Origin of the sequence: Enterococcus sp. VV15, from assembly GCF_005236045.1 — a bacterium.
GTDB lineage: Bacteria > Bacillota > Bacilli > Lactobacillales > Enterococcaceae > Enterococcus_B > Enterococcus_B durans.
In genome coordinates this window covers 1-12,084 of sequence record NZ_QPTY01000051.1, presented here as the reverse complement: position 1 = coordinate 12,084, position 12,084 = coordinate 1, and the positions used below count along the sequence as shown (strand labels likewise).

Sequence of the window (12,084 nt, the reverse complement as noted above, 5' to 3'; positions counted from 1 at the left end):
TTGTGGTTAAAAACATTGTACCGTAAAAGGGCTGTTACATGGCCTTTTATCTTTTACACAATTATATGGACTTTATCTAGAATTGGAATAACACTTAGAAACAAAAAAGAATTAACACTGAGTTAATTCTTTTAAAAGATTATTTTTTAAATCTGTAATATGTTGCCTAAAGTAATTAGGCTTACTATTTTCAAAAGCCAATATCCTAAAGAGTTTTCTTTCAAGTTCTGATAATAATTTTTTATTCTTTATAACATACTGAGTAATCCCATTATATTGGACATATTCTCTTTCTATATAGTTCTCTGTGATCGGAATTACATCACTTATAAAGAAGATTGATTTCGTAGTTGTATTCCCAACATGGTAAAAACAAGAAGCAATATCACGCTTAGGACGATTCATATAACTAATAATTCTCTGTTGTGCTTCATTATTTCTGTGTTTCCAATTGCCAACAGGTATGGCCCAATACAAAGAATCATGTTCGGTAGATTTTATCAAACAAACAATAGGTCGTTGTTTGTTGTCGTTCCAGACACCACCAACTTCTCTAATTTTTTGATAGATACTATCTTTTCCAAAGTACATTCCTCGTTCTTTCATCTTACCTCCTAAATAAAAAAAGTCTCTTTGAAAAAATCCAAAGAGACTAACTGTAATGTTTCTGTGGCGTACATTACTAAACGCAATTATAACTACAATGTTTCTTGGCATACATTGTGAAATGCTATTGTCTCAATAATGTTTCTGTGGCGTACATTACTAAACGCTTATCTATATGTTTATATTATAGTGTAACGTGAAAAAAAGCAAGAATAAAATTCCGCTCACTTCCGTTAATTTCCAATAAAAAACCACCTAATTGATATTTTTACTTGGAAGTAGATAGAAATGAATGAAGATAGATCATAATTTAAGGAGGAATTTAAAATGACTACAATAAAAAAATATACAAAAAAAGATGGATCAACAGCCTATATGTTTCAGGCATATCTAGGTATTGATCCATTAACTGGGAAAAAGAAACGCACTACTAGACGAGGATTTAAAACACAAAAAGAAGCCAAGCTTGCACTAGCTCAGCTCCAAATAGAAATAGAGTCTAATAGTTTTTCTAAAAAAAATTATAGCACATTTAAAGAAGTCTATGAATTATGGTTTGCTAATTATAAACATACCGTGAAAGAGTCGAGTGTTCAAAGAGTTCAATATCTATTCAATAATCAGATATTGCCTAAATTCAGTCACATGAGAATTAATAAAATAAATACAGCAATCTGTCAAAAAATAGTAAATGAGTGGAATGAAGAAAATGCCCCTACTCGTCTCAGAAGTTACACAAAAAAGGTTTTTACTTATGCAATGTCACTCAATCTCATTTCTTCAAATCCAATGGATAATATTTTAGTTCCTAGAAAAATGAGCCATCAAAAAACAGAAAAAAAGAACTTTTTAGATCGTTACCAATTAAAAGATTTTTTAGGATTAGTAAAACAGCAAGAGACTTTCAGTATTTACACAATGTTTCATGTCCTCGCTTACACAGGACTCCGAAAAGGAGAACTTATCTCGCTAACATGGGATGATATTGATTTTACTAACCAAACTTTATCTATTAATAAAACAGGATATTATTTGAATGGAAATCCTTATATCACGTCTACTAAAACAAATAAGTCCACAAGGATAATTTCTGTAGACAAGTCCACAATTTCTTTATTAAAACAATGGAAATTAGAACAAAAGAAGCTCTTGCTTTCTCGTGGAATACCAATCAAACCAGACAAAAAACAATTGATATTTTCTAGTAATAGCAACAACCTCATTCATAATTCATTTCTGAATGAAATATTAAGAAAATATCCTCAATATAATATCACTCCACATGGATTTAGACATACTCACGCTTCTCTATTATTCGAAGCTGGAGCAAGTATCAAACAAGTTCAAGAAAGATTGGGTCATACCAATATAAATACAACACTAGAAATCTATACCCATGTTACTAAAGAAGCGGAAAAAGAAAGTGCAGAGAAATTCTTAAGGTATATGGATTTATAAAATGGTAGTCAAAGGGGTAGTCAAAATATTAAAAAAAGCGCCTAAAAGGCGCTAAATCAACAAATAAAAAATAATATGACAGACCGAAAGCATCCGTTGGGTCCGTTTGTTGCCAATAGATTTCCAACAATTCTTCATACGTGATCTTTTTCGGATCATAGATGATCTCTACTGCTTCTGTATGCCCTGTTGTCTTAGCCTTTACTTGTTCGTAGCTTGGATTTTGGACATGTCCTCCTGTATAGCCTGACATGATCGTGTGGATTCCTGGTAATGTATCAAAGGGTTGGATCATACACCAAAAACATCCGCCAGCGAAAATAGCTCGTTCCATTTCAATTCCCCCTAAAAATCATTATTGTTTGCTACTCTATGTTGTACTTTTACTATCAGTTGTTTTTTCATTCGTTGATTCTTTCGTTGATTTTTGTTTCGTATCTTTAGGAAGGTATAAGCTAAAACGAATGTCATCATTGACCAGATCGATTTTGTTCGCTTTGATATACATGCCATTTTGCATACGGAACTGATCTAAACGAAGCATGATCGTTAGTTCATCCGTGTTGATTTCGATCCAATCAGGTAATTTGTAATTACGTTTGATCATATTCATAACATCTTTGATCGGCAAGCTGAGTGTCCCGATTGAAAGGCTTCGAGCTTTTAACTGGACGTTCCCATTTTCCATCACATAAGGATCAAAATAAAGATAAAAATTGATTGGAAAACCAAGTACTTCAAACGTACCGTTCAACATTGCTTCATTTTCTAAATAAAATTTATACTGAATATCTTGATCTTTTTGATAGTCAGATAAAAAGAAGCTGATCATCTGATTGACTTTTTCTTTATTCGTATTGATCGTTAAGACTGGATCGCCTTGTCGTTCAGTGATTTCCGGTACTTTGGCAAACTCAGGCTCTCGATTAGCAAAAATCCGAGTACCTAAAAATATAGACGAACCGAGTACGATTCCTAAAAGGATCAAGAAAGCGAATTTCCAGTAATTCTTCTTTTTTGATTCCGTTGATACATCTTTTGAGCGTTTTTCCATCGCTACTTATCCTCCTTTGGCAGCCATTGTTCTTGCGTTTCTATCAATTTATCACGAACAGCATTTGCCATTAACTGATAGCCTAGATTATTGGGATGGAAATGATCCTCTTCATATAGCACATTATTCTTTGTGCCAGAAGAAGATTCACCTGTGCTAGATTGGGTCGTTCCTTCTTCAGCCACTCCAACTTCCTGATTCAATCCTTGGTAGAGCAGATCATTGATCGGGATGAAGTAGCAATCTTTAGAATCTTTAGTAACTTTTTCTGTACTAGCATTCCAGTTGTCCACAATTGTTTGCATATCCGTTATTTCTGGAAAATTCAAATAGAACGGATTATAAATACCAAGCACGTATATCGGTGCGTGTGCATTGAGAGATCTGATTTCTTCGATCAATTTTGTTACGTTCTCTTGGTATTTTTTCATTGGCTTCTTGAACGAATTGATGCTGATTCCAAAAAGATCATTTTGGATGACCTTCATCAAATCATTTCCGCCTACTGTCAATGTAATAAAATCTGCAGATTCGATATTTTTTTGGATTGCTTCTTTTTTCTTCACTCTTTTTAGGATCTGGTCGCTTCGTTCACCATTTACTCCATAGTTTTCGATTTCAACAGCTGTCAAATCATATCGATCTTGCAAATCATTTGCAACCAATGGAACGAAACCACCTTGTTTCGTTTGATCGCCGATTCCTTCGGTTAAGGAATCACCGATTGCTACATAATGGATCTTTTCCTTGTGATCTGTCGCCTTATTAGCAGTTGCTGCTGGTTTTAACAAAGGCGCCGCTTTTGGGATCGATAACGACAATCCCGCAAAAATGATAACGGCAATCAGTAGCGGGAACAAAACGAGCAATACCTGTCGTTTTGTAAATTTCATTCTTTTCACCTCATATTATTCGATTGTTTCTTATGTTATCAAACTTTCCACAAAAAAAGTAGTAATTACGAACAAAATAAATAATTTTTCCAAAAGAAAAAGGATAACACAATGGATCGGCCACTGTCTTATCCTCTCAAATTAAATCAATCGACGTAATACATGATCGCAAAGGCGTTTTTACCTGTATGTGTAGCAATAACCGGATTTGTGTGCAAAACGGGGATATTCATATCTGGGAATAATTCTTGCAGCCCTTCCTTAAACTCCTGAGCGAGTTCTGCGGCATCAGCATGAGAGATACCGATTTGTCGAACATTTGGCAAAGCTTTTAGTTCTTTTTTCAAATTGTTGAACCATTTATCAAATGTCTTTTTGCCTCTGCCTTTTGCAACTGGGATCAATTCACCATGGGTAAAATTCATGACAACGCGGATATTCAAGACACTAGAAAGTAGCCCAGTGGTCCGACTGATTCTGCCACCCTTGACCAAATTGTCTAAAGTAGATATTCCGATATAAAGTGTTGTATTTTCTTGCACTTTTTGGACCTCTTTTAGGATCTCATCTGCTGATTTTCCTTCTTTTGCTAATTCTGCTGCTCGGATCACTTGAAAAGACAGCCCTTGATCGGTGGTATCGCTATCGATCACCGTTACTTTTGTTTTCGTTAGATTACTTGCTTGGCGAGCAGCTTCAACAGTGCCACTTAATCCTTTTGTCATATGGATCGAAATGACTTCGCTGCCATCTTCTCCAAGAGAATCATACATCGAAATAAACTCCCCAATTGGTGGTTGACTCGTTTTTGGCAATGACTTTGCTTGTGCCATCATTTCCATAAACTTTTCTCCACTTAACTGATCATCATCAGGATAAACCACACCGTCGATCATTATCGCTAACGGCATCACGTGGATATCTAAATTATCTCGCACACTTTTTTCGATTGTACAAGAAGAATCTGTTACGATTTTTACGTTTGTCATTCTATCTCACTCTTCCTTTAACAAGATGCCTTCTTCGTGGTAAACTAAAATAAAGGCAATTACTCTTTTTAGTATAACAGACAAGTCTGGTTTTTTCATTAAATACATTCGGGAAGGAGCCGCTTTCATGGAAAACACAAAAATTAATCGTACCTATCGTATTTTAAACGAAGTCTTCAATGCTGTCACACATGGTATCGGAACTGGGCTAAGTATTGCTGGTTTAGCGATTCTTTTAGTGAAGGGTGCTAGACTCCATTCATCCGTCCATGTCGTCTCCTATGCCATCTATGGCTCTATGATGATTTTGCTATTTTTGACTTCTACCTTGTTTCATGCGCTGATTTTTACGAAAGCAAAAACAGTCTTTCAAGTACTGGATCACAGCACGATTTTTCTGTTGATTGCTGGTAGTTATACTCCCTTTTGTTTGATCAGTATTCGGGGCTGGCTAGGTTGGACTTTGTTTGGGTCCATCTGGCTATTTGCGATTTTGGGGATCATTTATAAATCATTGACCCTTCATAAACAACAGCGAGTCTCAAAAATCTCCACGCTTATTTATATTTTGATGGGATGGCTCTGTGTAGTGGTAGCGGGTCCTTTGTACCACTCGTTAAGTCTAACTGGGGTGATTTTGCTAGTTGCTGGCGGTCTCTCCTATACCATTGGTGCCTTTTTTTATAGTTTGCATTCCATTCGTTTTATGCATGTGGTGTGGCATCTCTTTGTTATGCTAGGTGCTGGTTTTACTTACTTTTCAGTCTTGTTTTATACCTAAAAAAGAGACCGAAACAGAAGTAGTGAACTCTGTGAAAGTCACTTCTGTTTCGGTCGTATATTCATGCTTGAGTGTGAGCCAAAAGTATTCTTTACTTTTGCCTCACGCTCATCTTTTTTATTTGGGAGAATCTTCTGATTGGGTTTCTTTTCTTTGATAGGTTTCAAACTGGTGATTGTAACGATTTTTTTCATCTGTTTCTCCTTGACTGACATTGATCATTGACCAATCCTCCCAGTCAAGCGTAGGAAAGTAGCTATCACCTTCAAACGTGTGATGGATCACTGTACGATATAAGACTGTACAAAAAGGGAGAAATTCCTTGTAGATTGTTGATCCCCCAGCAATAAAAATAATTCCATCCGTTTCCTTTTCATACGCTAACACTTCGTCTATACTATGCATCACCATTACACCTTTTGCTGTATAATCCCGATTGTGCGTCAATACAATCGTGTGACGATTTGGTAGCGGACGGTTTCCCATTCCTTCAAACGTTTTTCTGCCCATGACCAGAGTGTTCGATTCAGTCATTTGTTTGAAGAATTTCAGATCGTTGGGTAATCGCCAAGGTAGCTTATTCTCTTTTCCAATCAAACCATTCTCATCTTGTGCCCAGATTGCAGCTAACATACGCTCATCCTCTCTACCTTATACTGCGATAGGTGCTTTGATAGAAGGATGTGGATCATACCCTTCTACTTTGATATCATCCATATCAAAATCAAAAACAGAGGCTTTTTCTGTGTTCAATTTCAATGTAGGAAATGCACGAACCTCGCGTGATAATTGTTCTTTCATTTGCTCAACATGATTGGAATACAAGTGTGCATCGCCTAAAGTATGGATGAATTCTCCGACTTCTAGACCTGTTTCATGTGCGATCAGATGTGTCAATAACGCATAACTTGCAATATTGAATGGTACGCCTAAAAAGACATCGCCACTCCGTTGGTATAACTGACAGCTGAGACGACCGTCAGCAACGTAGAACTGAAACATTGTATGACACGGTGGTAATGCCATACTTGGTACATCTTCTGGATTCCATGCTGAAACGATCAAACGTCTTGAATCGGGTGTTTTTTTGATTGATTCAATCACTTCTTTGATTTGATCAATGAAGCCCCCTTCTTTTGTTTCCCAATGACGCCATTGATATCCATAGATGTGTCCAAGATCACCAAATTTTCTAGCAAATTCATCGTCAGTCAAGACTTTTTCACAAAATAGCTGATGTTGTTCTTTGTATTGCTCGTTGAATACTGGATCAGTCAAACTTCGATGACCAAAGTCTGTCATGTCAGGACCTTGATATTCGTCACTTTTGACATAACGTTCAAATGCCCACTCATCCCAAATGTGATTATTGTTTTGCAACAGAAAACGGATATTCGTATCTCCTTTTAAAAACCAAAGCAATTCGCTTTTGATCAATCCAAAAGGAACACGTTTAGTCGTCAGTAATGGAAAGCCTTTTTGCAGATCAAACCGCATTTGGTACCCAAATATGCTCCGTGTACCTGTACCCGTACGATCGCCTTTTTCATGTCCTTCTTCGAGTAGTTTTCTTCCTAAATCGAGATATGCTTGCTCCATGTTACTCCTCCTATTCTTCTGCCCATTCACTTAGGTATTCCCATCGTGCCATCTTTTCTTCTAGTTTATTTTCCGTCTGTGAAACCTCCGTTTGCAATTCCTGCAAGCGAGCAAAATCATCTCCCTGATGATTCATTTCTTCTTGAAGCTGGTCGATCTTTTCTTCAAGTACAGCGATCTCATCTTCAATCGTTTCCCATTCTTTTTGTTCCATATAAGAAAGCTTCTTTTTCGTTACCGCTTCTTTTACTGGTTCTACTTTTCTTTTTATTTTGTCACTTGTTTGCTCTGTTTCTTTTTGTTTGCTCAAGTAGCTCGACATATTTCCATAATATAATTCTTGTCTTGCATCTCCTTGGAACACCAACAGTTTTTCTGCAACTTTATCTAAGAAATAACGGTCATGGGAAACTGTGATCACAGCTCCTGGAAAACTTCTAAAATAATCTTCTAAAATCGTTAAAGTCGCAATATCCAAATCATTTGTTGGTTCATCTAAAAGCAACACATTCGGTTGTTGGATCAATAATTTCAATAAATACAAGCGACGTTTTTCGCCACCAGAAAGTTTCTTGATCAACGTTCCATGCATAAATCGTGGAAACAAAAATCGTTCGAGTAATTCTGCTACACCGATCTGCGTGCCATCCGCCGTTTGTGCTTCCTCTGCCGCTTCCTGTAAATAAGCAATCATCCGTTTTTCAGGATTCATTTCTTCATTTTCCTGCGTGTAGTAAGCGAAACGTACTGTTTCTCCTACCGACAGTGTTCCTTTGTCTAATGGGATACGGCCTGCTAAGATATTCAGTAATGTTGATTTTCCAGCACCGTTTTTGCCAGTGATCCCCAGTCGTTCCTTTGATTGGATCAATAACTCAAAATGATCCAATAGATGTTTGCCGTCGATAGCATAGCTACCATCTTTTATTTCTAATACTTTTTTCCCTAAACGTTTTGTTGCGATATTCAACTCAAGATCTTCTTCGTGATTCACTTGATAGAGATTTTCTTTGAGGTCCTCAAATCGATTGATCCGTGCCTGCTGTTTTGTTCCCCTTGCTTGTACTCCAGCACGCATCCAAGCTAATTCCTGTTTGTAAAGACGTTTTCGTTTTTCTTCCTGCTCAACTTCCACACGGTCTCTTTCTGCCTTTTCTAGTACATAGGCTTCATACTTCCCTTTGTATTCGTGGAGTTTTCCAAACGCAAGTTCAAAGATTCGATTTGTCACGCGGTCTAGGAAATAACGATCATGTGTGACCATCAGCAATGCGCCTCGGTATTGTCTAAGATAATTTTCTAACCATTCGATTGCTTCATAATCAAGATGGTTCGTTGGTTCATCTAATAATAGTAAATCAGGTTCATCGATTAACACTTGAGCTAAACTTACGCGTTTCTTTTGCCCACCAGAAAGTTCACCGATTTTTTTCTCTAATTCACTGATGCCTAATTTCTGTAAAATGATTTTAGCATTTGTATCAGTCGTCCAAGCATCTTCTTTGTTCATCTGTTCTTCGGCTTTTGAGTAACGTTTTTGGATTGCTGGATCATCCCCATTTGCAGAGAGAGCAATCAGCGCCTCTTCGTATTCTCTTACTACACGGATCATTGGGCTATTTCCTTGAAAAACAGCTTGTAGCACCGTTAATCCTTCATCCAATACTGATGCTTGCGAAAGATAACCAATGCGGTAATCATTCGGATAAAAAACAGTCTGACGATCTCCGTCACCTGTATCGATTCCCGCTAAAATATTTAATAGACTTGTTTTCCCAGTCCCATTTGTCCCAATCAGACCAATACGATCTTTTTCATGGATCAAAAACGAGATTCCATCGAACAAATCTTTTTCTCCATAAGTTTTTTTGAGGTCAGTTACTTTTAATTCTTTCAATGAATTCCCTCCTCGTCTTGGACATTGTATCATAAACAATTTGTTTATAGATATGTTTTTCTAATAAAAAAAAGTGGTCAAGACAGAAATATTTCACGCCAAGAAATAAAAAGGGATTCATGGAAATCGCTTTTCAAGTATTTATGAATTTCCATTTATTTTCCAATGGAGTAGCTCTTTGCTCTTCCAGTTTTGTCTAGAGCATAGTACAAAAAAACAGCGGATAGCCGAAAGAAATTTTTCAACTATTCGCTGCTAATCAACGGATTCATTTTTCATTACTATCGTTCATTTCTGCTTCAGATAAAGGTTTTCTCCTCTTTCTTAAAGCAAATCTAAACGAAAAATTATCGGTTGGTTTATTCATTGTATAGGATTCTAATAAGTTGATATTTTTACGGTAAATGTTCGCAGAAAATGTCGTTATCTTTTCTGCTTCTTCATACTCATCAACGATTTTACGTTCAAGGTAATAGCCTCGCAGCATCCTTTTTGAAAACAGACTATCTTGTTGGATCAGCCACGCTGAAATAAGATTTCCTGAAACCATTTTGATTCCTTGGATTTTTCTTTGTTGAATAAAAAAATCAACCATTGTTTCATCGTAAACATCTGTTAAGTTTTCTAAACTTTCAATGATCAATTGTGTATTTTTTTGATAGGTATTTCGGATTTCCTGTATATCTTTTTCTGAAATAAATGTTTGTCGATCAGAATGGCGTCGTTCCCAGAACATCTTAGGATGCAAAATGATTCGGATCAATCGACGAACGAAGATAAACCAAAAACCAATGAATGAGAGAAATTGACTAGTGATCGAGTGCTCGAAGTTCGAAAGAAAACGAGAATAAAAACGATATCCATTAGCAGAAAGCTTTCCTGAACGAAAACTTTCATCTAATCCGTCACGTTCGATCGATAGTATGAGTGCTTGGATCTCTTGTACTTCTTGTTTCTCATCGTCAGAAAGATCCGCTAAATATAAATCACGAATCCGTTCCTGATAGTTTTCGATCACCGCATCTGTTGCTAAAAATTCTTTGGAATCCTTGTCTAATTGTTTCATTTCTGATTTCAATATAGCAACAACTTCTTCTAAAATCATCAATGCATTCAGATCCGTGCTTTTCGCTTCTTCTGTTTCAGTCAACATTGGTAACACAACGATACCCACAATCAGAGTGACCAAGATCACTCCGGCAGTCAAAAACAAAAGTAACGATCGTTGGTAGAACATCATGTTATTGATCGAAAAAGGCAGGATAAAGATCGTTGCTAAACTCACTGTTCCTTTTACTCCACCAAACGTCAAGATCAATATTTCATTCAACTGTTTTTTACAATTTTCAAAACCATCTTTAAAGATATAAAAGAGGCTGATCGATACAAAACGGATCACAAACAAGATAACAGAAATCAACAAAATCGTTGCTAAGAGCAAGCCGTTTGGATAGACACCATCTCCCCAAACAGGTGAAAAGACTTGTGTAAGTTCGATCCCTAGAAAAATGAACACTAACGCATTAAGGGTAAAAGCGATCGTTGTCCATGTACTATTGGATAAACTCGATAATTCTGCATCAAACACCGTGATTTTTCTAAAACCGGAAGCCTGTAGTATTCCGGCTGCCACTGCGGCAATGATTCCTGAAACATCAAATACTTCTGCTAAAACATACGCTAAAAATGGCAATAACAATTCAATCAATAAATAGCCTGTGACATCCCTAGCCGAAGCTTTTTCAATCAAGTTGATGACTTTTCTTTTGACCCAAACAAGTAAGAAACCCACAATTGCTCCGCCTATACTTGAGATCACTAAACTAAATCCAGCATGGACTGCTGAAAATGAACCGGTGATCAAAGCAGATAACGCAAATTGAAATGCGGTAACGCCAGATGCGTCATTCAGCAATCCTTCGCCTTCCAAAATGTGCATCGCCTTTTTAGGGATATTTACTCGTCCTGACAATGAACTGACTGCTACAGCATCGGTTGGACCGAGTGCTGCGCCAAAAGCAAAACAAGCGGCAATCGGGACACTTGGTAATAGAAAAGATAAGGTCACTCCAACTCCGACCAGTGTTAAAATCACACCACCGAAAGCTAAAAACAAAATCGTATCGAAGTTTTTAAGTATCGAGGAGATATCTGCTTTTTCACCTTCTCTAAATAGCAACGGGGCAATAATCATGACCAAAAATAATTCCGGTTCAAAATTGATGGATTGCCCCCATTTAGTCAAGCCTAAGACAATTCCTAGGAATATTTGTATCAGTGGAGCTGGAATCATTGGTAAGATGCGGCTAGCTATATTAGATAGCGTAATCGTTACTGCAAATACAATAACTAACTCTGCAAATTCCATGGTCCATCCCCTTTATTTTTTATTTTGAGCAAGTACCTTTAGAAATTGTTCTTTCTTTTTCAATATTTTATTTTCTACCGCTTCGACTTGAATCGCATTTCCTTCCAGTTCACACTGTACACGTTTGGATTCCAAACGCAATAGATCATGTTTCAAGCGCTCTAACTGGCGGTACATGAGTATATTTCTTTTACGCAGCTTACAAAGAATTTGACGACGATCTTCCATTGAAAACACGCCGTAACGATCATACAACAATTTTTTTTGTTGTTCAAAACTCTCTCTCATTTTTAAGATCTCCTATATACAAACTTTTACCATTATAACAAAAGCTAGTGTAAATGAAAAACAACCAAATTTCTAGTCAAGTCCATAATCCTGTGTAAAATACTATACAATGTTTTACCGGTCTCTCATTGATCAAACTTAATATATTTTC

The 12,084-nt window shown here is 36.7% G+C and carries 11 protein-coding genes and 1 pseudogene; 2 read left to right on the top strand and 10 right to left on the bottom strand.

Annotated features, from left to right (window positions below):
• Positions 1-111: 111 nt before the first annotated feature.
• Positions 112-606 (bottom strand): hypothetical protein, encoded by a 495-nt coding sequence (locus DVW83_RS13470; RefSeq protein ID WP_126344283.1) that lies wholly within the window; start codon positions 604-606, stop codon positions 112-114.
• 327 nt (positions 607-933) lie between these two features.
• Between DVW83_RS13470 and DVW83_RS13465 the strand changes: the two genes are divergently transcribed.
• Positions 934-2,064, top strand: coding sequence for a site-specific integrase (locus tag DVW83_RS13465; RefSeq protein ID WP_137239515.1), 1,131 nt, complete (start codon positions 934-936; stop codon positions 2,062-2,064).
• Positions 2,065-2,146: 82 nt separating this feature from the next.
• On the opposite strand, the pseudogene DVW83_RS13460 reads toward DVW83_RS13465, so the two are convergent.
• From DVW83_RS13460 to DVW83_RS13445, 4 genes and pseudogenes are all read right to left on the bottom strand, one after another.
• Positions 2,147-2,398 (bottom strand): annotated as a pseudogene (locus DVW83_RS13460) (peptide-methionine (S)-S-oxide reductase); the annotation flags it as partial.
• A 36-nt stretch (positions 2,399-2,434) separates the two neighbouring features.
• Entirely contained in the window at positions 2,435-3,118 is a 684-nt protein-coding gene (locus tag DVW83_RS13455) for a YpmS family protein (RefSeq protein WP_104661899.1), read from the bottom strand.
• A 2-nt stretch (positions 3,119-3,120) separates the two neighbouring features.
• On the bottom strand, positions 3,121-4,011 hold the full coding sequence (locus tag DVW83_RS13450; RefSeq protein WP_104661898.1) for an SGNH/GDSL hydrolase family protein: 891 nt from the start codon (positions 4,009-4,011) through the stop codon (positions 3,121-3,123).
• Positions 4,012-4,157: 146 nt separating this feature from the next.
• A complete protein-coding gene (locus DVW83_RS13445; RefSeq protein ID WP_137239513.1) occupies positions 4,158-5,000 on the bottom strand; it encodes a DegV family protein in 843 nt (280 codons plus the stop codon).
• A gap of 127 nt (positions 5,001-5,127) precedes the next feature.
• On the opposite strand from DVW83_RS13445, the gene trhA reads away from it, so the two are divergent.
• Complete coding sequence (gene trhA / locus DVW83_RS13440) at positions 5,128-5,781, top strand: PAQR family membrane homeostasis protein TrhA (RefSeq protein ID WP_123862489.1); 654 nt, start codon at positions 5,128-5,130, stop codon at positions 5,779-5,781.
• A 117-nt stretch (positions 5,782-5,898) separates the two neighbouring features.
• Here trhA and DVW83_RS13435 read toward each other — a convergent pair whose 3' ends face one another.
• The 5 genes from DVW83_RS13435 to DVW83_RS13415 all read right to left on the bottom strand — a co-directional run bounded on the left by DVW83_RS13435 (position 5,899) and on the right by DVW83_RS13415 (position 11,933).
• On the bottom strand, positions 5,899-6,414 hold the full coding sequence (locus tag DVW83_RS13435; protein WP_104661895.1) for a dihydrofolate reductase: 516 nt from the start codon (positions 6,412-6,414) through the stop codon (positions 5,899-5,901).
• 18 nt (positions 6,415-6,432) lie between these two features.
• On the bottom strand, positions 6,433-7,380 hold the full coding sequence (locus tag DVW83_RS13430) for a thymidylate synthase (protein ID WP_104661894.1): 948 nt from the start codon (positions 7,378-7,380) through the stop codon (positions 6,433-6,435).
• Positions 7,381-7,390: 10 nt separating this feature from the next.
• Positions 7,391-9,277 (bottom strand): ABC-F family ATP-binding cassette domain-containing protein, encoded by a 1,887-nt coding sequence (locus DVW83_RS13425; RefSeq protein ID WP_123862491.1) that lies wholly within the window; start codon positions 9,275-9,277, stop codon positions 7,391-7,393.
• Positions 9,278-9,545: 268 nt separating this feature from the next.
• On the bottom strand, positions 9,546-11,645 hold the full coding sequence (locus DVW83_RS13420) for a cation:proton antiporter (RefSeq protein ID WP_123862492.1): 2,100 nt from the start codon (positions 11,643-11,645) through the stop codon (positions 9,546-9,548).
• Between the two features lie 12 nt (positions 11,646-11,657).
• Positions 11,658-11,933: a hypothetical protein gene (locus tag DVW83_RS13415; RefSeq protein WP_005878548.1), complete on the bottom strand. Its 276-nt coding sequence runs from the start codon at positions 11,931-11,933 to the stop codon at positions 11,658-11,660.
• Positions 11,934-12,084 lie beyond the last annotated feature (151 nt).